Origin of the sequence: Bradyrhizobium neotropicale, from assembly GCF_001641695.1 — a bacterium.
In the GTDB taxonomy this organism is placed as follows: domain Bacteria; phylum Pseudomonadota; class Alphaproteobacteria; order Rhizobiales; family Xanthobacteraceae; genus Bradyrhizobium; species Bradyrhizobium neotropicale.
The window spans coordinates 63,808-84,505 of record NZ_LSEF01000061.1 but is presented as its reverse complement, the minus strand read 5'-3'; the positions used below and the strand labels follow the sequence as shown (position 1 = coordinate 84,505).

Here is a 20,698-nt window from a genome sequence, read left to right as displayed (position 1 = left end):
CCGAGCTCACACGCTCATCGACATCGTTGAAGACGGAGTCGCGGACGAGGCCTGCCCCTGGCGCTGCATGAGCTGCGCAAACAAGTCGTAGGCCGAGTTGCCGGCGCTTGATGCACCCGGAACCGTCGTCGACATCTTGAATCCGTCGGCATAGGTGACGGTGGTGGTGGTCGAGCCATCGGCATTGGTCGTCGTGGTCGAGGTCGACCCGCCGCTCGATTGCGACGAAGAATCCGAGCCGCTGCCGGACGCATCGCCCGAGCCGCTCGCGCCCTGGGCATGGTGGCCATGATGGCCGCTCTTCAACGCCTTCGACATCTCGTCGAGGCTGACGCTGCCGTCGGAATTCGCGTCGAGCTTCGAGAACACGTCATCGGCCTGCGCCAGGTTGGTGCCGCCGGCGCCCAGCGCCTTCTCGAACTCCGACTGGGTGATCTTGCCGTCGCCGTCCGCATCGATCTGCGAGAACAGATCCTTCAGCGCATCGTCCCGGCTCATCGAGGAGGTCGAGCCCGTGGAGGTCGCGCTGGCGGAGGTGTTCGTGCTGTCCGACGACTGGCTTTGCGCAGCGAGCAGTGCGCTCATCGTCTCCGGCGCGATCTGCGGACAATTGCCCGAGTTGACCGACGAGGTCGCGCCGGTCGTCGAGCTGCTGCCGCTGTCGATCGCGAACGGATTCGTTGCGCCTTGCGCGGATCCCGTCTTCTGCGTCGACGACGACGATTTCGAGTTCGTCAGCGACTGAATCGCGTCGAGCGCAGCCGAGACGGCACCGAGGGCGAACAACATTGCACAACTCCAACCGATGCGGCATGCCGCAGCCAATGTCCTGAAGGGAGGTCAGCAAGCGTCGTGCCAGCACGAAAAGCTCAATGAAATCCGGCCTGACCGTGTCTTGCGAAACCCAGGAACACCGGCAATTCATGCCGCAGGCGGCAGAATTTTCCGCCCACAAGAAGCAGGCCTCCCCTGCATTGCCCGGCGCAAATGCCCATGTTAGGCGAGGCCAATCCTCTTTCGACCGCCACGGGAAACCGCGCCCATGACCCAAGCCCTCAGCCCCCGCCCCCTGGCAATCGCGCCCTCGATCCTGGCCTCGGATTTCTCAAAACTCGGCGAAGAGGTCCGCGCGGTGGACGCCGCCGGCGCCGACTGGATCCATCTCGACGTGATGGACGGGCACTTTGTTCCGAACATTTCTTATGGCCCCGACATCATCAAGGCGATGCGCCCGCACACGAAGAAGATCTTCGATGCGCACCTGATGATCTCGCCCTGCGACCCCTATCTCGAGGCGTTTGCAAAAGCCGGCTGCGACCACATCACCGTGCATGCCGAGGCCGGTCCCCACCTGCATCGCTCGCTTCAGGCGATCCGCGCGCTCGGCAAGAAGGCCGGCGTCTCGCTCAATCCGGGCACGCCGATCAGCACGCTGGAATACGTCATCGACCTGATCGACCTCGTGCTGGTGATGTCGGTCAATCCCGGCTTCGGCGGCCAGGCCTTCATCCCCTCCGCGATCGGCAAGATCCGCGACATCCGCGCGATGACCGCGGGCCGCCCGATCGACATCGAGGTCGATGGCGGCGTCGGCCCTGACGTCGCGGGCGCGCTGGCTGCGGCCGGCGCCAACGCGTTCGTCGCCGGCACCTCGGTGTTCAGGGGCGGCACGCAGGAAGCCTACAAGACCAACATCGCCGCGATCCGCAACGCGGCGCTCGGGGCGCGCGGCGAAGCGATCTGAGCTGCGCGGCAGCAGTTGCGGAGAAGCTGCGGCTCTTGCGGGGGTGCAGCGCAGTCCTTAAGATTGCAACCTGAATCCGTACTCCTCCGGACTTCCCTGATTCGTGCAAATCACAGCAAGTGATTCCTGCCTGTTTTGGCGGGAGCACATCATGACGACGACCCTGGTTTGGACTGGCGTGGCGTTGTGGCTTGGTTTTGGTGCATTCGTTGTGTTTGGCCGATCGGCCGGACCGGTGAAGGTCCCGGCACGTTCGGCACGCATCATCCGTCGCGACAGGGCGTGACGCCCGTGCAGATCGCGATCGTGAAGCGCCAGCCGAAGCGCAGGTGCCGCATCCCGCGGCGCCCGCATCCGAGCCTCGACTATTTCTTCGGTCGTCTCGAACGCACCGAAGGCGAGATGCGCGACAACGCCGGGGCCGAGATGGTGGACCTGGATCGCCCATTCCGGTCACGCGCCGGCATTGAATCTTTTTCCGGATTGAACCGATGAAACCGCACTGCCCGAACTGCCTGAAGGAAATGACCAAGGGGCCCGCTTCGCCTAACCTCTTCAATTGCGAGCCCTGCCGCGAGATCGTCCAGTACTTCGGTGGCAGCGCGGATCACGGCGAAGCCGGCCCGCACTTCTCCTGGCCCATCCGCCGCAAGGGCGTCGCTCACGCAGCCTGATCCGGCCAGCAGGACGAGGCCTATCCTGTCGCCTCGTCCGTATCCGCCTCGGCCGCATCAGCGGCCAACCGCGGCGGCCGCACCACGGTGACGGTGCAGGTCGCTTCCGAGGCCACCTTGGCCGAGACGCTGCCGAGCAGCGTCCGCCTGAACGAGCCCTGCCGCGCGCCGATAATGACGTGGTCGACCTGGTTGACCTCGGCGAACTCCAGCAGCGCGGCGGCGGGGTCGATCGCCTCCAGCACATGAACCGACAGCCGGCTCTCGTCCAGCTTGAGCGGCGTGGCCCAATGCCTCAGCGCCACCAAGCGGTCGACATGCTTGTTCGAGCCCTGCTCGTCCAGCGTCCGGTCGACGGCGATGCGGTTGAGCTTGAGCACGTTGACGCAGGCGAGCCGCGCTGACGGCAACGTTGCGAGAATGCGTTCGGTGGTGACGCGCAGCGCCTCGTTGAGCTCCGGCGCGCCTTCCGCGGTGTCGAGCGCGACCGCGAGGATCGGGCTCGATGCGATCTGCGCCGCGACATCGGCCTTCGCGCGCGGCTGCATGACGCCCTGGTTGAACCGGCGCCGCCAGGCGACGCTCAAGGAGTCACGCTTCAACCGCTCCGAGCGTGCGGTGAGCTTGACCTGGTCCGGATGGGTGAGATCGAAGGCGAGCTGCGCGGCGGTCGGGTAGCGCCAGCCCGGCTCGATCTCCAGACACCGCAGCACCACCTCCTGGAGCCAGGGCGGATAGTCGGCGCGCAGCGTGCGCGGCGGATGCGGATCGCGCCACAGCCTCCGCCGCATCGCACGCAGCGTCTCGCCCTCGCCGAACGGCCGCTCGCCGGTGGTGAAGAAATAGAGCAGCACGCCGAGAGAAAACAGATCGCTGCGCGGATCATCGCGCACGCCCAAAAGCCGTTCCGGCGCCATGTAGGGCGCGGTGCCGTAAGGCAGGCGGAACTCCTCCTGCAACAGGTCGGGCAGATGGTTGTGGTGCGACAGGCCGTAATCGATCAGCACCGCCTCGCCAGAGTCGCGGAACATGATGCTGCTCGGCTTGATGTCGTGATGGATCACGTTCTGCCGGTGCAGGTCGGCGAGCGCGGTCGCAATCCTGGCCACCAGCGACCGCGCCTCCTCGTAGGGCAGCGGCAGGTCTGGCAGCCGCTTGTACAGCGTGGTCCCCGGAATGCGCTCGATGACGACATAGGCCTGGCGGGCGAAATCGCCAGTGCCGAAACAGGCCGGCACATGCGGTCCTGCGAGCCGCGGCAGGATGATCATCTCCATCTCGAAGGAGACGATCGCCGCCGGGTCCTCGCCTTCGGACACCCGCGGGATCTTCATCAGCAGCGGGGTGTCGATGCCGGGATGGGTGACCATCCACAGCGTCGCCATGCCGCCGGCATGGACGCATTCGCCGATGGTGTAACCGTCGATCTCGGCGCCGGGCTTGACCAGGGGTATCGGCATCGCTGTCAGCGTCCCTCCGACAGCCGGTCGGCGAGCCAGGGCGGCAGGCCGTTCTCGCGGATCCGGCTCGCCGCGCTCGCGATGTCATAGGGCGCGCGGCAATAGGTGATCTCGCACGAGACCGTATCGAACAGCACGAAGGCCGCGGACGGATCGCCGTCGCGCGGCTGGCCGACCGCACCGAGTACGGCGAGCCATTGCCGCCCGCGCAGGAGCGGCACGGAGACACCGGTCTTGGGCACGAGGCTCGTCATCTTCGCCGTCACCGACATCGAATAGAGCGCGGGACGGTGGATGTGGCCACAGAAGGTGACGTGGGCGGGTGTCGAAATCAGGCTCTTGGCGGCATCCGCCGTCGAGCGGATATAGTGCCAGCGCTGGGGACTCGAGGCTTCCGAGTGCACGAACAGACGGTCACCATCCTCGACCAGCATCGGCAGCTCGGCGAGGAACCGGCGCTGCGCGGTGTCGAGCCGCCCCCGCGTCCATTCGATCGCGATCTGCGCCTCGGCGTTCATGGTCTCGGCCGAGGAATTCACCGCCTGGTCGTGATTGCCGCGCACCGCGACGGCGCCATGGGCCACCAGCTCCATTGCGGTGTCCACCACCCACTCCGGGTCGGCGCCATAGCCCACGAGATCGCCGAGCAGCACGAACCGCTCCGCCCCGCGGGCCCGCGCGGCCTTCAGGCAGGCATCGAACGCCTGCCGGTTGCCATGGATATCCGAGAAGACAGCTAGGAGCACGCACCCTCCACCCTCGAAGGCTATCTGGACGCCGATAAAGCCAATTTGAGGGACGTCAACAAGATGCGCCAGCGCCGGGCTATTTTCCAGCGCGTCGCTTGCTGCCATGGTGAAGAGCCTATTGCTCGTCCTTCGGCGGCATCCGGGGCGGCGGCAGCGGCGTGAAGACGGCGCCTTGCGCGCCGGCCGGCGGGGCGTTGAACTCGCCGGTCGAGGAATCGCCGCCGGACGTCTCGAGCACGGCCTTTGGCGTCACATATTCCCGGACCATGTCGATGAGGCTGCCGTCGCCGCCGCCGAAATCCGCCGCGCGCCCGCCCTGCGGATGCCCGGCCGCGATCTCGTTCTGCGCAGCGTGGGTCTTGTCGGCCAGCCTGTCGTTGTAGGGCACGCGGAAGGCCCGCGGGATGCCGCTCGGGCGGTTGTCCTCATCGAGCTCCTCGATCCAGAAATAGATCGAGCCCGGGTCGCCCGCGAGCGAATGCGGCTCGACGATGCGCGCCTGGAGCAGCTTGAACGAGGTCGGCATCCGCTCCGCGCTGGCCCAGCCGAGCAGGGAGCGCATGCCGCCGAAGCTGACGACATAGAATACGCTGGTCACGACCACCGCGATCGCCTTCAGCGACCAGTGCAGGCGGGCATAGACCAGCACGACCAGCAGCAGCGCGCCGATGACGGCGTAGGCGATCGACAGCGTCAGGATGACCAGTTGAAGATCACTCACGGCGTATCCTCACACCGGTCTTCGGATCGATGTCGCCGCCGTTGCGCCAGCTGCTGCGGAACGTCTCCAGCAGCGATTTCGGCCGCTGATCCACGTTGACCACCTTGCCCTCGGCATCGAGCCGGAACCGCACCGCCGTCTTCTCGTCGCCGGTGTGGTCGAGCGTCAGCTTGTTGTCGAAGACGACCTGCGCGGTCGGATTGAGCTTCTGCACCTTCACATTGGCCGAGACGGGCTCGCCGGTCGTGGCCTGGAAATGCGAGACGTTGACGGTGTATTCGCCGGCGACGATGCCGCGCACCGTGACGATCTCCTCGCGAATGGGCGAAGCGATCTTCTTGCCGTTGACCGTGATGAAATCGTTGGCGCCGCCGCGATCGTCACGGTCGAGCGTGAGGAATCCGGCCTCGCGGTGCCGGTACCAGGCGATGTTGCCGGCGGGATCCTGCACGAACAGGTCGAGATCGTCGGGGTGATTGTCCGGCCAGTCCAGCGTGATCATGAACTCGGCCTTGGAGTCGATCTTGCCGTCCTTGGCATCTGGGGACACCGCGAGCAGAGCGAGAAAGAACAGGAAGGCGATCACCTGGAGCGCCTTGAACAGCATCACGCCCAGCGGATCGAACGACTCCTCGCGCGGATAGAGACCGAAATCATCCATCATGACGGCGTTCCAGAGCCGGCGTGACGTAGGTCTCGGTCAGCACGACGGCGTCCGAGAACACCCGCTGGGTCGCGGCGTCGAGCATGTAGTACTGGATCCGGACCAGGATCGAGCCGATGAGACCCGCGAGCGTCGTGTACATCGCGACCGCCATGCCGTCGCTCATCATCCCCATCGAGGAGCGCATCGCGACCTTGTCGGCGGCGTCCAGCCCCGCGATCGGTGCCAGCATGATGATGAAGCCGATGATAGTGCCGAGCAGGCCGAGCTTCATCAGCGTGTCGGAGACGAAGGCACCGAACCCGTTGGAGCCGCGCAGGCGGTCGGCGAGCGTCCGAAGCAGCAGCGTCTGGTCGACCGGCCGGTAGTCCTGCGCTGCCGCCTTCGTCACCAGGCTGTCGATGTGATCCCGCACCAGCCCGCGCGGCAGCGCGGCCCCGCTGGCGTCGAGCGCCTTGCCGCCACCGGCTGCCGCCAGCACCGCGCGGCAGCGCCGCGCCGCCGCCCCCTCACGCGCGATCGCCCGCGTGCGCAGGAAGCAGTGACCGCAGGTGACGATGTAGAGCACCGCGATCACGCTCGAAATGTAGGTCCGGTCCGAGGTGAGCATCAGATGGATCAGCCCGAACCGCCACAACAGGATGACGGCGAAGATGGAAAGGCCTGTGAAAATCATCCAGAACAGGAGCGCGCTCCGCTCGGCCGGGTCGGCCGGTTGCCGTGCGGTCGGTCCAATCGTGATCGAGCTCATGCTGCATCGCTCCGGGCCTGCAACGATCTTTCGTCGCGGATTAGATCAAAGTCGCCGCGCCCGGTCCAAAGAGCCATGCCCAAATCGGCTTGGGAAATTTGCCCGAGCAGCAGCTCTGCCCTTCCCCGAGAATTGGCAAGGCGCGGCGACGTTGTTACTGTGAGCTTAGCAAACGTTGGGGATGATCGCATGCGTCTCGTGCTCCAGCTCGTCGCCCGCCTGCTTCTCATCGTGGTGCTCTGCTTGGGGGCGGCGACGGTATGGGCTACGTTCGACGCCTATCGCAGCGTCGACCGCGCGACCGCGGCGTCGGCGCAGCGTGTCGCGAAGGCGCTTCAGGCGCTGTACTGGCACGAGCTGTTGTTGCGCAGCAACAGGATGCGCGAGCACCTGCTGCCGGTTCCCGACTGGCGCACGATCGAGACGATGAAGCTGATCTCGCCCGGCGTATGCGTCGAGTTCCAGCCGGCGGCCGCATTCGAGAAGCCGCTCTGCGGCCAGAACCAAGGCATCGGCAAAATCCCGCCGCGCTGGTTCGCAGCCATCGTGCCGACGTTCCTCGGCAGCCATGCCGAGGTGGTGCGCCCTGTCAGTCCCCGCGCCGCGGCGGCCGGCACGGTCGTTGCGACACCCGATGCCGCCGCCGCGATCTCGCTGGCCTGGGAGTACATCCTCAACGTGGTCGGTGTCGCGCTGTTGATGTCGGCGGCGATCGCGCTGCTCGCCTCGCTCGCAATCGCACACGCGCTGGCGCCGGCGCGCGCGATCGTCACCGCGTTGCAGCGCATGGCACGCGGACAGTATCGCACGAAGCTGCCGCGCTTCCGCTCGATGGAGCTCGCAATGATCGGCGAGGCCGTCGGCGAGCTCGGCGCGCGCCTGGAAGAGGCGACCGAGCAGCGCGCGGCGCTGACAAGGCGACTGATCGAGATTCGCGACGACGAGCGGCGCGCGCTTGCCCGCGAACTTCACGACGAGTTCGGGCAGAACCTCTCGGCCATCCTCGCCTTCGCCAACACGATCGAGACCGCGGCCGCAAGGGAGAGCAAGGACAACGGCACCGCACAGGATGCACGCATGATCTCGCAGGCGACCCACCGCATCATGGCGTCCTTGCGCGACACACTGAAGCGCCTGCGCAATCCCCTGCCCGAAGAGCTCGGGCTCGAGGCTAGCCTCGTCAATCTCGTCGACCGCTGGCGCTCGCAGAGCGCGGCGCAGCCGACGATCCAGCTCGATCTCAAGGGCGACCTCGCCGACATCAGCGGCCCGGCCGCCACCACCGCCTATCGCGTCGCCCAGGAGTGCCTGACCAACGCGCTGCGCCATAGCGCGGCCCGCGAGATCTCGTTGCACATCGAGCGCCGTTCCGGCGGGGATGATGCGCTTCTGATCCGGGTCGAGGATGACGGCGGCGGCGATGCCGAGCGCGTGGCGCGCTCCGCCGGCTTCGGCCTCACCGGCATTCGCGAGCGCGTCGCGGCCGCCGGCGGCTCGCTGTCGATCCTCCCCGCAACGCGCGGCCTCAGCGTCGCCGCCACGATCCCGCTCGCGGCATGAGGCGGGCATGACCGAGGTTGCGGCGACAGGCATCTCCGTGCTGCTGGTCGACGATCATCCGATCGTCCGGCAGGGCTATCGGCGCGTGCTGGAGAGCCAGGGCGACCTCCATGTCGTGGCGGAAGCCGACAATGCCGCGGACGCCTATGGCGCCTTCAAGGTGCACGATCCCGACGTCGTCGTGATGGATATCTCGATGCCCGGCGCGAGCGGGCTGGAGGCGATCCGCAACATCCGCGCCCGCAGCCCGCGTGCGCGCATTCTCGTCTTCACCATGCACAACGAGGCGGTGCTGGTGAAAGCCGCCTTCAGCGCCGGCGCCAGCGGCTTCGTCACCAAGAGCAGCGAGCCGTCAGCAGTCGTCACCGCGATCCGCAGCGTTGCCCGCGGCGAGCGCGCCATGAGCGACGACATCGCCCATGTGCTGGCCGAGGACAGCCTGTCGCCGACCGGCTCGGTGCTTGATCAACTGGGTGAACGGGAAATCGAGATTTTGCGCCAATTCGCCGGCGGCGCGACGACCGAGCAGATCGCCTCACACCTCAATCTCAGTGTGAAGACGGTCCAGAACTATCACTATCTCATCAAGACCAAGACCGGCGCACGCACCGACGCGCAGCTCGTGCGACTCGCGGCAACGTGCGGGCTGACGAAGATCTAGTGCTTCGCAGCCCCTACGAGGCACCCAAAGCACCTTCTCCATCGGCCATATGCTACCGCACGGCGTTCCGACCGCCTCCCCAACGAAGAACATCCAGTCTTTCCCAGACCATGCTAAGCTGGTTCGCGCGCGACATCTGGCACAAGGTCGGCGACTGTCTATCGGGCTCGGGTTTTTCAACGCGAGCCAGTTTGAACTGCTCCTCAGAAGCCGCCTCGTTCCCGTTGTGTGTTTTGCACGACAACAGGAGACGCTTCCATGAACATCAGGGACAGTCTTCTTGCAACACTGATTGCCTCGGGCATTCTTGCGATGGCCCCGTCAGGTGAAAGCTCCGCGACCGAAGCGAAAAATCAGATCACCATTCTTTATGATGCCTTCGGCACAAATGACGCGATGACAAAAGACTGGGGCTATTCAGCCCTCGTCGAAATCGCGGGAAAGCGCATCTTGTTCGATACGGGCGATAACCCCGAGATCTTCGCGGCAAACGTGAAGGCCAAGGGGGTCAACCTCTCCGACCTCGATTTTGTCGTTCTTTCGCACCGTCACTCCGATCACATGGCCGGTCTGTCCTACGTCCTGAGCGTCAATCCGACCGTCAAGGTCTATGCCCCAAAGGAGGGATTTGGCATCTACGGCTCGTCGCTGCCGTCCAGCTTCTATCGGAAGGACGAGGCGCTACCGCCGGAGATGCGGTACTATGCTGGCAGGCCCCCCGAGGTGATGAAGTTCGGCTCGGCATGGGCCAACGCAAATTTCGAACTGATCGACCAGGCGACCGAGATTGCTCCCGGGATCACGCTTATCTCGCTGGTCTCCGATGCCCCCGGGACCAAAGAACTCAAGGAGCTGTCCTTGGCCGTCAACACTGCAGACGGAGTGGTCCTTCTGGTCGGTTGTTCGCATCCCGGGATCGAGCGCATCGTCGAGGCGGCGACCGCCATCAATCCCAGGATTCATCTCATCGCGGGTGGATTTCATCTCGTCGTTGCGCCTGACGAGATGATCGCGAAGGTCGTCACCGCGCTGAAGGACAGGTTCAGGGTCGACAGCATCGCGCCGGGACATTGCACCGGTGAGCCGACTTTTGCCGCGCTCAAGAAGGCGTTCGGCGACAATTATCTCTATGCCGGCCTCGGCACGTCGATTCCGCTCGGAACGACTGCTGGCACGAATGTCAGACGCGGGGAAGGTCCGACGCCCGAGGACCTCACGACATATCGCAGACTGGCCGCTCGTGAAGACCCGTTCGGCATATTGCGGTCGCGAGGCCTGCGGTTGGGATCGAATCTCTAGCGCATAGGTGCGTAGTTCGTACCTTTGTTCGAGCTGCGCGGAACGGAACCGAGGCCGTCACGCTGTGGTTAGTAGAGGAGTGAAGGAGTAGCGCCATGAGTAAGGCTAATCACAAGGCAGTCCCTCATCCCCCGATCATCACGGTCGGCGAGCTCATCGACGAACTTTGCCGCTTGCCGGATACGGCCGTCGTCAACTTCCGCTGCCCCATGCTCGATCAGGAGCTGACATTCTACCGCCTTCGCAAGCGGTCAAAGGACGTCGTCGAAATCGCAGTCAATGCATACCCGGAAAGCCCGCCGGTTGTGCCGTCGACCCGCGCCGCGTTGCACGCGCGCAGACACGCGGCTCCCTCGCCGCCGCTGCGCGATGACGCGCTTCTTCACAAGGCGAGAGGGTGAAGTCTTACTCAAAGGTATGGCGTCCGATTGTCTGCCCTAAAGGGGCCGCCTCAGTTGGCGGTCTCTTCGTTTGACTGCCTGACCTCAGGCCAGAGCATCCGCGCCACAGAGCGTATCACCAGAGTGCGCCGCGATACCGTGTGCCTTGGCGAGCGCGTCGGTCGCTTATCGGGCCTGGACGATCGGGCCAACTAGGACAGCACCGTTGCGCACTTTAAAGTGGGCGTGCCGGTCTAGGCCTGCAACCCGCGCAGCAGCAGCGCCAGCGTCGCGTCGACGCGTGCGGGCAGATCGGCATCTTTCCACTCGTCGGCATGGGCCGGATGGTGGAAGCGACTGGTGGCGTCGAAGATCGCGCGTGCGGTGGCCTTGGTGTCGGTGACACTGAACACGCCCTGCTTCACGCCGTCGACGAGGATCGCCGACATCTGGTCGATCAGACCATCCTTGTGGCACTTCACCGCCGCGCAGGCTTCGCGCGCCAGCGTCAGATAGGTCTGGAACATCTCGGGATCGTCGCAGACGCGCTCGCGCTTGGCGGCGAACAGCGTGCGCAGCCAGCGGTCGAGCCGCTCCGGCGCGGGACCAGCAGCGTCTTCAGCGATCTGGCGCAACGGCCCGTCGATGCGCTCGAGCCAGCGTTTGGCCACCGCCTCGCGCAGCGACGCCTTGCTCGGAAAATGCCGGTAGACGCTGCCATGGCTCACATCGAGCGCACGAGCAACATCGACCACGGTGGCCTTGGCAAGTCCGTAGCGCCGAAGCACGTCCTCGGTGACTTCGAGGATCCGCTCCGGCGTCAGTACAACGGCTTCATTCATGCCAGCACCATGTTCCCGCTAAAGGGCTCAGTTACCCGGCGATAGGACCACTTCCGAAGCGGCCGCGCCGGTCGTTCGGAAGGCTCTCGCCTTAATGAGGCAGTTTTGCAGCCTGCGCCGCGATCTGGCGCGCCACCAGCAAATTGAGCCAATGCCCAATCGTCCCGGTGAAGTTGATGATTTCGGTCGTCATTTTCTTATTCTCCATTCGTCCGCGGCCCTCGCCCTTCAATTACGTCCCTCGATCCGTGACTGTTTCGGACGCTGGGGCCCCCGGGAGGTGACCGCGGGACGCCCAAGTGGAGCGTCCCCGAACGGATATACACCTCACGCTGACAGATTTCAATATCTGTCAGTCAATGATCCGTGATTGACAGTTAATTTCTGAGCCGTCGGTTAGGGCCGGAACGGCCGCGTTTGGCGCGTGGCTTCCGGTCATCCCCCGCTACCTCGTCCTGGCCGTTTGTTTCGCCCTCCCCGCTCTGCTAAATCGCGGCGTAAAAAGCATTTTGGCCGGAGCCGCGCCCCTTGCCTCCCACGGGGCGCCCCCGCCCCACCTTCTGGAGCCGTCAGATGATTCCCCGTTATACTCGACCGGAAATGGCCTCGATCTGGGAGCCGCAGACGCGGTTCAAGATCTGGTTCGAGATCGAGGCGCATGCGGCGGACGCGCTGGCCGAGCTCGGGACGATCCCGAAACAGGCTGCCAAGACGGTCTGGGAAAAGGCCAAGAACGCCACTTTCGACGTCGCCCGCATCGACGAGATCGAGCGCGAGACCAAGCACGACGTCATCGCCTTCCTCACCCATCTCGCCGAGATCGTCGGCCCCGAGGCGCGCTTCGTGCACCAGGGCATGACCTCCTCCGACGTGCTCGACACCTGCCTCAACGTGCAGCTCACCCGCGCCGCCGACCTCTTGCTCGCCGACCTCGACAAGGTGCTGGCGGCGCTGAAGAAGCGCGCCTTCGAGCACAAGATGACGCCGACCATCGGCCGCAGCCACGGCATCCATGCCGAGCCGGTCACCTTCGGCCTCAAGCTCGCTTATGCCTATGCCGAGTTCTCGCGCGCCAAGGAGCGCCTGATCGCGGCGCGGAAAGAAGTTGCGACCTGCGCCATCTCCGGCGCCGTCGGCACCTTCGCGCAGATCGATCCGCGCGTCGAAGAGCATGTCGCCAAGGCCATGGGCCTGACGCCGGAGCCGATCTCGACGCAGGTGATCCCGCGCGACCGTCACGCGATGTATTTTTCGACGCTCGGCGTGATCGCCTCTTCCGTCGAGCGCCTCGCGGTGGAGATTCGCCATCTCCAGCGCACCGAGGTGCTGGAGGCCGAGGAGTTCTTCTCCGAAGGGCAGAAGGGCTCGTCCGCGATGCCGCACAAGCGCAACCCGGTGCTGTCGGAAAACCTCACCGGCCTCTCGCGCATGGTGCGCGCCTATGTGACGCCGGCGCTGGAGAACGTCGTGCTCTGGCACGAGCGCGACATCTCGCACTCCTCGGCCGAGCGCATGATGGGCCCCGATGCCACCGTGACACTCGACTTCGCGCTGGTGCGCCTCGCCGGCCTGATCGACAAGCTCCTCGTCTATCCCGCCAACATGCAGAAGAATCTCGACCGCCTCGGCGGCCTGGTGCATTCGCAGCGCCTGCTGCTTGCCTTGACGCAGAAGGGCGCGAGCCGCGAGGACGCCTACAAGCTCGTGCAGCGCAACGCGATGCCGGTCTGGCGCGGCGAAGGCGACTTCCTCCAGCTCCTGAAGAAGGACGCCGAGGTGAAGAAGTATCTCACCGACGCCGAGATCGAGGAGCAGTTCGACCTCGGCTACCACCTCAAGCACGTCGACACGATCTTCAAGCGCGTGTTCGGGGAGTCGTAACCCCCTTGGTCACAATCTCCAGATTCCGGGTTCGACGCTGGCGCGTCGCCCCGGAATGACGATACGGTAGCTCAAGAATCCCAGAGAACGGACCCTCCCCATGCCCATCGTCAACCGCATCGCCGCCCTCTCCGACGAAATGGCCGCCTGGCGCCATGACTTCCACGAGAATCCCGAGTTGCTCTACGAAGTCCACCGCACCGCCGGCATCGTCGCCGACAGGCTGCGCGAGTTCGGCTGCGACGAGGTGGTGACCGGCATCGGCCGCACCGGCGTGGTCGGCGTGATCCGCGGCCGCAAGAGCGCGTCCGGCAAGACCATCGGCCTGCGCGCCGACATGGACGCGCTGCCGATCATGGAAACCGCTGATGTGCCCTACGCCTCGAAGTTCCCCGGCAAGATGCACGCCTGCGGCCATGACGGCCACACCGCGATGCTGCTGGGCGCCGCAAAGTATCTCGCTGAAACGCGCAATTTCGACGGCACCGCAGTTCTGATCTTCCAGCCCGCCGAGGAAGGCGGCGGCGGCGGCAAGGCCATGGTCGAGGACGGGCTGATGACGCGCTGGAACGTCCAGGAGGTCTACGGCATGCACAACATGCCGGGCCTCGCCGAAGGCCATTTCGCGACCACGCCTGGTCCGATGCTCGCCTCCTCCGACAACATCCAGATCACCGTCTACGGCAAGGGCGGCCACGCCGGCGCCGGCCCCCACAAGGCGGTCGACAGCGTGCTGATCGGCTCACAGATCGTCAACGCGCTGCAGTCGATCGTCGCGCGCAATGTCGATCCGCTGAAATCGGCGGTCATCTCCGTCACGCAATTCCACGCCGGCACCGCCTTCAACATCATCCCCGAGGTCGCCGAGCTCAGCGGCACCGTGCGCACACTCGATCCCGAAGTGCGCGATCTCGTCGAGCGTCGCATCGGCGAGGTCGCCGACAGCGTCGCGCGCGCCTATGGCGGCTCGGCCGAGACGAAGTACACGCGCATGTATCCGGTGACGATGAACCATCCGCGCGAGGCCGGCATCGCCGCCGATGTCGCACGCGACATCGTCGGCGCCGAGCGCGTCAACGAGAAGTTCATCCCGATGATGGGCGCCGAGGATTTTTCGTTCATGCTGGAAGCGCGCCCCGGCGCGATGATCCTGGTCGGCATGGGCGACGGCAACGAGTGCCACCATCCGGCCTACGTCTTCAACGACAACATCCTCGGCCACGGCGCCTCCTATTGGGTGCGCCTGATCGAGACGAGGATGCCGGCGGGTTAGCTAGGACCGCATTCGCAGTCACTCCAGCCGGGTGAGGACTTGGCCGTCGTAGCTCAAGAAGCGAGGGCGGAAGCGACACCCGGGAGGGTTCTCGCCAGGTTGCAGCAAGGTCCCGGATATCGCCGCTCTCATCCGGGCTACGATGCCGTCTCGACGCGAGCGCTTAATTGCACACTTCCATCTGTCCACCATAGTAACCGGCCGTGTTGAGGCCGGATTTTTGCCCCACCAGTCTGCACCCACTCCTGACTGGACGGCAGCCTGCTTGGTTACAGATCATCTGACCGCTGACCTGCGGCTTGGAAGGAGTGGCCTCATCTAGCTTCCGTTCGCCGTCCCGCTTCCTCGCGTCGTCGCGCGTCGCGACCGGCTTCTTGTCCGGAACTTTCTCGCATTCATTGTCGTCGCTGACGCGATAGCCGGCACGGCAGGTGATCTTGACGCATTGATCGCCATCGGCCCTGAAGCCGTGATCGCAGACCAGCGGGCAGACGCGGCTCGGCTTGGCCTTCAGCGCATCCAGCGCGTCGGTGCTCGCAAGCTTCGCGTCGAACTTGGTACCGGCGTATTTGTTGAACAGCGTCAACGAGCGCTGCGCCGCCGAATTCCATTCACCACCAGCGCCTGAGGTGAGACAGCCGACGCGCCGCAATTCGAGCTGTACGGATTTCGCGAGGTCGGCGTCGGACAATGCGGAATTTGGCCCCGTGGCCAGCGCAGCGACCTTCTTGTCAGCCTCGCTTCCGTCCTGCTTTGGCTTGGCCGCAGCTTCCGCTGCCGCGCGCTCGGCCTGCTGCTTTGCCGCGAGATCCGCGGCCGCCTTCTCGGCCACCTGCTTGTCGGCGGCGGACTTCGCGGCCGCAGCCTCGGCCGCCTTGCGCTGCCGCTCGGCCGCTTCCGCTTTGGCCTGCTCAACCTGCTTCTGTTTCTCGGCCGCGACCCTCGCGTCTTCGGCCGCCTTCGCCGCCGCGGCGGCCTTTTCCAGCTCCGCCTTCTGCGCGCGCTCCGCCGCGAGCCTTGTCTTCTCCTGTTCGGCCAGACGCGCCTTCTCGGTCGCCGCCGCGCGCACCTCTTCGGCGGCGATCTTGTTCAACTGGCCCTTGGCCAGATTGGCATAGAAACCCTCCGGATATTGCGCCAGAAACGCTTCCCAGGCGTCGCGCGTGGCGAGCTGGAGCGCGAGCTCATAATCCCTGCGAGTGGCATCCTGCGGATTGGCCTGCGGGCCGGTCGCGGCCGGCTTCGCCGGCACCAGCGCCACATCGTCGCCGCCCAGCGAGCCATAAACATACGGCTCCTGCCTGTTACCGGTGGTCTTCAAGACGTCGTCACGCACGAAGCCGAACGCCTTGCGCAGATCTAGCCCGGGCTTGGGCAGATGATCGACCAGCGCCGTGGCGAACGGGCTATTTCCGGTGTCACCGTCGGATGCCGTCGATCCCGCCTTGGCCGAAAAGGCGATCATCGTGTTCGGGCTGGTCGGCTCGATCTTGGCGAGCCCGCGGCCGATCGCACGCGAGGCGACCGTGCGCTTCATGGTCTTGGCGAAGGGGTTGTCGCGGCAGGCATCGAGGATGACGAGACGCAACCGCTTCGCCGGCTCGACCGCGAACAACGCGCGATCGAGCGCGACCGTCTCGTCCAGAACGTCGCCGTCGGTCTCCAGCGTGGCGTCGGTCGGGATCAGATAGTTGTTGCCGTCGAGTTCGATGCCGTGGCCGGCGTAATAGATCACCGCCATGTCGGCGTCGCGGACCTTGCCGGCAAACTCACGCAGCATCCGCCGCATGTCGGCGGCATTGAGGTCGACCTTGACGTCGACCGCATCGAAGCCCGCCTTCCTGAACATCTCGCCGACGAGGCCGGCATCGTTCACGGGGTTTGCGAGCCGCGGCACGTTCTTGTAGGCGGAATTGCCGATGACAAGCGCGACGCGCTTCTCGGCCTGCGCGGGTGCGCAAGTGACGACAGCTACGAAAATCAAAGCACAGCAAAATCGAGTGATATTCACGCTAGTCACCCACGGGTCTTGATGCACGGCATAGAACCGGTCGTACGCAAACCTAATTGCACACCTCTTGGCCGACCCCGGTGATTTGGACCCTTCCGGGGATAACTCCGCTGCCCAGCCGGCACCCTTTTTGCACCGGGCGACAGCCTGTCTGAGTGCAAATAATCTGCCCACTCGCCTCAGGCTTGGACGGTGACGATTCGGTTGCTTTGCGCTCCGCGTCACGCTTTGAGGAGTTCTCGCGCGTCGCGACCGGCTTCTTCTCCTGAACCTTCTCGCATTCATTGTCGTCGTTGATGCGGTAGCCGGCGCGGCAGGTGATCTTGACGCATTGATCACCATCGGCCCTGAAGCCGAAATTGCAAACGAGCGGACAGACCCGGCCCGGCTTCGCTTTCAGCGCATCGAGCGCGTCGACGCTGGCAAGCTTCACGTCGAACTGGGTGCCCGCATATTTGTTGAACAGAGTCAGCGAGCGCTGCGATGCGGCGCTCCAGTCGCCGTCGGCAACGGCGGAGAGGCAGCCGACGCGGCGCAATTCGCTCTGCACGGATTTCGCCAGATCAGCCGCCGATAGTGTGGACGCCGGCGCGGGCGAAAGGGCTGCAACTTTCTGCTCGCCCTCCGGCATCTGCCGATCGGCTGCCTGCTTTGCGGCCTGCTCGGCTGACGCCTTCTCCGCGGCCTGCCTGGCGGCGAGTTCGGCCTTGGCCTTCTCCGCCGCCTGCTTCTCCGCAACCGCCTTCGCAGCGGCAGCTTCCGCTGCCTTGCGCTGCTGCTCGGCCGCCTCCGCCCTGGCCTGCTCGACCTGCTTGGCCTTCTCGGCGGCAACGCGCGCGTCCTCTGCGGCCTTCGCCGCCGCAGTGGCCTTTTCCAGCTCCGCCTTCTGGACGCGCTCGCTGGCGAGCCTTGTCTTCTCCTGTTCGGCCAGACGCGCCTTCTCGGTCGCCGTGGCGCGCTCCTCTTCGGCCGCAATCTTTTTCAGCTGCACGCGGGCCAGATTGGCATAGAACCCGTCGGGATAGGCTTGGAGAAACGCTTCCCAGGCCTCACGCAGGCCCGCCTGCAGCGCAAGCTCATAGTCGCGGCGTACGCTGTCCTGCGGATTGGCCTGCGGGCCGGCCGCGGCGGGCTTCGCCGGCACCAGCGCCACGTCATCGCCGCCCAGCGAACCATAGACGAACGGCTCCTGCTTGTAGCTCGTCGCCTTCAGGACATCGTCGCGCACGAACCCGAACGCCTTGCGCAGATCGAGGCCGGGCTTCGGCAGATGATCGGCCAGCGCCGTCGCAAACGGACTGTTCTTGGAATCGCCATCGGAGGCGGTCGAGCCGGCCTTCGCCGCAAAGGCGATCATGGTGTTCGGGCTGGTCGGCTCGATCTTGGCGAGGCCCCGGCCGATCGCACGCGAGGCCACCGTCCGCTTCATGGTCTTGGCGAAGGGGTTGTCGCGGCAGGCGTCCAGGATGACCAGCCGAAGCTGCTTCGCCGGCTCGATGCTCACCAGCACGCGATCAAGCGGGAACGCCTCGTCGTAGACGTCGGTATCGGTCTCGAGAGCGGCATCGATCGGAATGAGGTAGTTGTTGCCATCGACCTCCATGCCATGGCCGGCATAGTAGACGACCGCGACGTCGGCATCGCGCGCGCGGGTGCCGAACTCGCGCAGCGCCTTGCGCATCTCGGCGCCGCTCAGATCCTGTTTAACATCGACCGCGTCGAAGCCAGCCCTCTTGAACATGCCGCCGATCAGGCCGGCATCGCTCACGGGATTAGCGAGCCGCGGCACGCTCTTGTAGGCGGAATTGCCGATCACGAGCGCGACCCGCTTCTCGGCATGAGCCGGTCCGCAAGTCAGCCAGATTGCAAAAATCAATAAACCAAAAGACCGAAACGGAATCACTGCAGTCCCCCCGGATGCAATTCCAGAACACACTATTCACAGCATGGCCGAAAGCAATCTCCCTTCTGTGACAAGCGTCACATAAAGGCACCCAAGCGGGTCTATGGATAATGCCCGTCATCGGGCCGCAGAGCGTAGAGCCGTTGGCTCACCCGCCCTCAGCAGGCGAGATGCAGTCTCGTCTGGCGCGAGAGGCAGGGTGAACTGAAAGACGGCGCCGTGAGGCTCGTTCGCGCCGGCCCACATCCGTCCGCCATGCGCCTCGATGATCGAGCGGCAGATGGCGAGGCCCATCCCCATGCCTGTCGGCTTGGTGGTGTAGAAGGCGTCGAACAGGCGCTCCACATTCTTCGGATCCAGTCCCGGACCGGAATCCCGCAAACTGACCTGCACGCCGTTCGATGCATCTCTGCCGGTGCTGATCAGCAACTCGCGTCCCCCCTCGCCGACCCCAGCCATCGCCTCGACCGCGTTGACGATCAGGTTGAGGATCACTTGCTGAAGTTGAACCCGATCTGCCTGAACGGGCGGCAAGCCTTCGGCAAGTTGCGTTCGCACCGAGACGCCGTTCTTGAACGCTTCGCTGCGGGTCAGCGCAATGACCTCGAGCACCGCCTGGTTGATCTCCATGTCCTCCTTTTGCGGGGGCGCCTTCCTGATCAGCGCTCGGATCCGGCCGATGATGTCGCCGGCTCGCATGCCATCAGCGGTGATCCAGCCGAACGTCTGCCTGACCCGCTCCAGATTTGGGGGTTGAGCCTGAAGCCAATTCAACCCGGCCTCGGCGTTCGCCACGATCGCGGCGATCGGCTGGTTGACTTCATGGGCAATCGAAGCGGTGAGCTGCCCCATCGTGGTGACGCGATTGGCGTGCGCGAGCTCAATCAGGGCTTCATGGTAGCGCCGCTCGTGTTCGCGAGCTTCGGCTTCCGCCCGCTTGAGAGGCGTCAGATCAAGCACAAAGCCGACCCCTTGATCCCCGCCTTCTGCAAACATGGTCCCGCCGATCAGCACGGGCACGCGGCTTCCGTCCTTGCGCACATACTCCTTCTCGAATGGCAGGGCCGTCCCGACCCGCTTCAATTCCCCCACGGTTTGCAGGTCGCGGTCGCGCCATTCCGGCGGCGTGAGGTCGGTCCGATGCACGCGCCCCGAGACGAGATCCTCCCGGTCGTATCCCACGATGCGCAGGAAGGCATCGTTGGCCTCGAGAATGCGTCCCTCGACCTCCCAGATGATGATGCCGATGATGTTGGCATCGAACAGGCGCCGGATCTTGATATCGCGCGCTGCAACATCGCTCTGGAGCTGGATGTTCTCCTCGGTCGCCTTTTTGCGCCGTTTCGCTTCGAGCCGCGCGAGCGCCAGCGCAGCTCCAGCCAGCGCGACGACGAGGACAACGGCGCCGGCGATCCACCATGTCCAGCGTTGCTCGAAGGCTTCGGCGCGCGCCTCGCGGTCGGCGAGACGGAAGCGCTCGTGATCCACCATCAGGTCGATCTGCGAGCGGATCTCATCCATGCTGCGGATCATCGCCAGCGCCGCCAGCCCGGACGTGCCGGCCGTCTTCACCATCTCGTCGATCTCGCGCAGCTTGGCTGTAACGGTCAGCGCCAGATGTTGAGCGCGCAGCCTCTGCAACGGATCGTCCGCGACCAGCGCCTGCAGCGCCTGCGCCTCTCGCCGCACACCTTCGTCGGAGACGCCGTAGGCCTTGAGATAGGCCGGGTCGAGGGTCATCAGATACCCGCGACGTTCGGCCTCCAGTTCCGCGATGATCGCCCGCAGCCGATCGAGTGTTTCGAGGACTTGGCGGCTATGCCCGACCACGTGATGAGTGGATTGCCGCTCCTGCCAATATTGCAGGCCGAGAATTGCGGTCGCGGCGAACAGCATCAGGAGCGCCGCGACCGCCAGGACCAGCGGACGAGCAAGCCATCGCAAAGACAGTGCCCGAACAGGGACGGACATTGGCCGTGGGTCTTCGATGCTCCTGTGACCGTGCGTGTTCTGGTGTCGACGCCAGAGCATGATAGGACAATAGCACGGATAGGTGGGTCGGGAACCCGACATTGGTCGGACCACGTCAGTGGCGAGGGCCGCGATGTCGCAGGGGTACGGCCCC

20 protein-coding genes are annotated in these 20,698 nt (G+C 65.1%); 10 read left to right on the top strand and 10 right to left on the bottom strand.

Annotated features, from left to right (window positions below; translation table 11 throughout):
- Positions 1-6 precede the first annotated feature (6 nt).
- A complete protein-coding gene (locus AXW67_RS20595; RefSeq protein WP_063679316.1) occupies positions 7-789 on the bottom strand; it encodes an EF-hand domain-containing protein in 783 nt (260 codons plus the stop codon).
- Between the two features lie 253 nt (positions 790-1,042).
- Between AXW67_RS20595 and rpe the strand changes: the two genes are divergently transcribed.
- The 4 genes from rpe to AXW67_RS20580 all read left to right on the top strand — a co-directional run bounded on the left by rpe (position 1,043) and on the right by AXW67_RS20580 (position 2,418).
- The gene (rpe, locus tag AXW67_RS20590; RefSeq protein WP_063679315.1) at positions 1,043-1,744 is read left to right on the top strand and encodes a ribulose-phosphate 3-epimerase; all 702 of its coding nucleotides are present in this window, start codon (positions 1,043-1,045) and stop codon (positions 1,742-1,744) included.
- 151 nt (positions 1,745-1,895) lie between these two features.
- Complete coding sequence (locus AXW67_RS44770; protein WP_283806462.1) at positions 1,896-2,030, top strand: hypothetical protein; 135 nt, start codon at positions 1,896-1,898, stop codon at positions 2,028-2,030.
- A gap of 5 nt (positions 2,031-2,035) precedes the next feature.
- The gene (locus AXW67_RS20585; protein ID WP_051310621.1) at positions 2,036-2,239 is read left to right on the top strand and encodes a hypothetical protein; all 204 of its coding nucleotides are present in this window, start codon (positions 2,036-2,038) and stop codon (positions 2,237-2,239) included.
- Positions 2,236-2,418 carry a hypothetical protein gene (locus AXW67_RS20580; protein ID WP_027552541.1) on the top strand — a complete coding sequence of 61 codons (183 nt, stop codon included), beginning with the start codon at positions 2,236-2,238 and terminating at the stop codon, positions 2,416-2,418. The genes AXW67_RS20585 and AXW67_RS20580 overlap by 4 nt, the downstream gene beginning before the upstream one ends.
- A gap of 20 nt (positions 2,419-2,438) precedes the next feature.
- Here the strand turns inward: AXW67_RS20580 and AXW67_RS20575 are convergent, their stop codons facing one another.
- The 5 genes from AXW67_RS20575 to AXW67_RS20555 form a co-directional block, all read right to left on the bottom strand.
- Positions 2,439-3,878 (bottom strand): serine/threonine protein kinase, encoded by a 1,440-nt coding sequence (locus tag AXW67_RS20575; protein WP_063679314.1) that lies wholly within the window; start codon positions 3,876-3,878, stop codon positions 2,439-2,441.
- A 5-nt stretch (positions 3,879-3,883) separates the two neighbouring features.
- Positions 3,884-4,624 (bottom strand): metallophosphoesterase family protein, encoded by a 741-nt coding sequence (locus tag AXW67_RS20570; RefSeq protein ID WP_027552543.1) that lies wholly within the window; start codon positions 4,622-4,624, stop codon positions 3,884-3,886.
- A gap of 118 nt (positions 4,625-4,742) precedes the next feature.
- The gene (locus AXW67_RS20565; RefSeq protein ID WP_063679313.1) at positions 4,743-5,348 is read right to left on the bottom strand and encodes a hypothetical protein; all 606 of its coding nucleotides are present in this window, start codon (positions 5,346-5,348) and stop codon (positions 4,743-4,745) included.
- Positions 5,341-6,012 carry a DUF2135 domain-containing protein gene (locus tag AXW67_RS20560; protein ID WP_063679312.1) on the bottom strand — a complete coding sequence of 224 codons (672 nt, stop codon included), beginning with the start codon at positions 6,010-6,012 and terminating at the stop codon, positions 5,341-5,343. The genes AXW67_RS20565 and AXW67_RS20560 overlap by 8 nt, the downstream gene beginning before the upstream one ends.
- The gene (locus AXW67_RS20555; RefSeq protein ID WP_063679311.1) at positions 6,002-6,763 is read right to left on the bottom strand and encodes a MotA/TolQ/ExbB proton channel family protein; all 762 of its coding nucleotides are present in this window, start codon (positions 6,761-6,763) and stop codon (positions 6,002-6,004) included. Before AXW67_RS20555 ends, AXW67_RS20560 begins: the two co-directional genes overlap by 11 nt.
- Before the next feature lie 189 nt (positions 6,764-6,952).
- On the opposite strand from AXW67_RS20555, the gene AXW67_RS20550 reads away from it, so the two are divergent.
- From AXW67_RS20550 to AXW67_RS20535, 4 genes are all read left to right on the top strand, one after another.
- Complete coding sequence (locus AXW67_RS20550; RefSeq protein ID WP_063679310.1) at positions 6,953-8,323, top strand: sensor histidine kinase; 1,371 nt, start codon at positions 6,953-6,955, stop codon at positions 8,321-8,323.
- Between the two features lie 7 nt (positions 8,324-8,330).
- A complete protein-coding gene (locus AXW67_RS20545; protein WP_027552548.1) occupies positions 8,331-8,984 on the top strand; it encodes a response regulator in 654 nt (217 codons plus the stop codon).
- A gap of 258 nt (positions 8,985-9,242) precedes the next feature.
- Positions 9,243-10,283 carry an MBL fold metallo-hydrolase gene (locus AXW67_RS20540; protein WP_063679309.1) on the top strand — a complete coding sequence of 347 codons (1,041 nt, stop codon included), beginning with the start codon at positions 9,243-9,245 and terminating at the stop codon, positions 10,281-10,283.
- 95 nt (positions 10,284-10,378) lie between these two features.
- Positions 10,379-10,684, top strand: a complete 306-nt coding sequence (locus tag AXW67_RS20535; RefSeq protein WP_027552550.1) for a hypothetical protein — start codon at positions 10,379-10,381, stop codon at positions 10,682-10,684.
- Positions 10,685-10,917: 233 nt separating this feature from the next.
- Here AXW67_RS20535 and AXW67_RS20530 read toward each other — a convergent pair whose 3' ends face one another.
- Positions 10,918-11,505: a TetR/AcrR family transcriptional regulator gene (locus AXW67_RS20530; RefSeq protein WP_063679308.1), complete on the bottom strand. Its 588-nt coding sequence runs from the start codon at positions 11,503-11,505 to the stop codon at positions 10,918-10,920.
- 573 nt (positions 11,506-12,078) lie between these two features.
- Between AXW67_RS20530 and purB the strand changes: the two genes are divergently transcribed.
- A complete protein-coding gene (gene purB / locus AXW67_RS20525) occupies positions 12,079-13,386 on the top strand; it encodes an adenylosuccinate lyase (RefSeq protein WP_063679307.1) in 1,308 nt (435 codons plus the stop codon).
- A gap of 100 nt (positions 13,387-13,486) precedes the next feature.
- Entirely contained in the window at positions 13,487-14,659 is a 1,173-nt protein-coding gene (locus AXW67_RS20520) for a M20 aminoacylase family protein (protein ID WP_063679306.1), read from the top strand.
- Between the two features lie 163 nt (positions 14,660-14,822).
- Here AXW67_RS20520 and AXW67_RS20515 read toward each other — a convergent pair whose 3' ends face one another.
- The 3 genes from AXW67_RS20515 to AXW67_RS20505 form a co-directional block, all read right to left on the bottom strand.
- On the bottom strand, positions 14,823-16,643 hold the full coding sequence (locus AXW67_RS20515) for a caspase family protein (protein WP_430648726.1): 1,821 nt from the start codon (positions 16,641-16,643) through the stop codon (positions 14,823-14,825).
- Between the two features lie 79 nt (positions 16,644-16,722).
- A complete protein-coding gene (locus tag AXW67_RS20510; protein WP_063679305.1) occupies positions 16,723-18,573 on the bottom strand; it encodes a caspase family protein in 1,851 nt (616 codons plus the stop codon).
- Between the two features lie 117 nt (positions 18,574-18,690).
- A complete protein-coding gene (locus AXW67_RS20505) occupies positions 18,691-20,544 on the bottom strand; it encodes an ATP-binding protein (RefSeq protein ID WP_063679304.1) in 1,854 nt (617 codons plus the stop codon).
- Positions 20,545-20,698 lie beyond the last annotated feature (154 nt).

What these genes read in the sequence shown, in the direction of transcription:
- AXW67_RS20595 (WP_063679316.1), bottom strand. Translation starts at nt 789, where the DNA reads ATGTTGTTCGCCCTCGGTGCCGTCTCGGCTGCGCTCGACGCGATTCAG.
- rpe (WP_063679315.1), top strand. Translation starts at nt 1,043, where the DNA reads ATGACCCAAGCCCTCAGCCCCCGCCCCCTGGCAATCGCGCCCTCGATC.
- AXW67_RS44770 (WP_283806462.1), top strand. Translation starts at nt 1,896, where the DNA reads ATGACGACGACCCTGGTTTGGACTGGCGTGGCGTTGTGGCTTGGTTTT.
- AXW67_RS20580 (WP_027552541.1), top strand. Translation starts at nt 2,236, where the DNA reads ATGAAACCGCACTGCCCGAACTGCCTGAAGGAAATGACCAAGGGGCCC.
- AXW67_RS20575 (WP_063679314.1), bottom strand. Translation starts at nt 3,878, where the DNA reads ATGCCGATACCCCTGGTCAAGCCCGGCGCCGAGATCGACGGTTACACC.
- AXW67_RS20560 (WP_063679312.1), bottom strand. Translation starts at nt 6,012, where the DNA reads ATGATGGATGATTTCGGTCTCTATCCGCGCGAGGAGTCGTTCGATCCG.
- AXW67_RS20555 (WP_063679311.1), bottom strand. Translation starts at nt 6,763, where the DNA reads ATGAGCTCGATCACGATTGGACCGACCGCACGGCAACCGGCCGACCCG.
- AXW67_RS20550 (WP_063679310.1), top strand. Translation starts at nt 6,953, where the DNA reads ATGCGTCTCGTGCTCCAGCTCGTCGCCCGCCTGCTTCTCATCGTGGTG.
- AXW67_RS20545 (WP_027552548.1), top strand. Translation starts at nt 8,331, where the DNA reads ATGACCGAGGTTGCGGCGACAGGCATCTCCGTGCTGCTGGTCGACGAT.
- AXW67_RS20540 (WP_063679309.1), top strand. Translation starts at nt 9,243, where the DNA reads ATGAACATCAGGGACAGTCTTCTTGCAACACTGATTGCCTCGGGCATT.
- AXW67_RS20535 (WP_027552550.1), top strand. Translation starts at nt 10,379, where the DNA reads ATGAGTAAGGCTAATCACAAGGCAGTCCCTCATCCCCCGATCATCACG.
- AXW67_RS20530 (WP_063679308.1), bottom strand. Translation starts at nt 11,505, where the DNA reads ATGAATGAAGCCGTTGTACTGACGCCGGAGCGGATCCTCGAAGTCACC.
- purB (WP_063679307.1), top strand. Translation starts at nt 12,079, where the DNA reads ATGATTCCCCGTTATACTCGACCGGAAATGGCCTCGATCTGGGAGCCG.
- AXW67_RS20520 (WP_063679306.1), top strand. Translation starts at nt 13,487, where the DNA reads ATGCCCATCGTCAACCGCATCGCCGCCCTCTCCGACGAAATGGCCGCC.
- AXW67_RS20505 (WP_063679304.1), bottom strand. Translation starts at nt 20,544, where the DNA reads ATGTCCGTCCCTGTTCGGGCACTGTCTTTGCGATGGCTTGCTCGTCCG.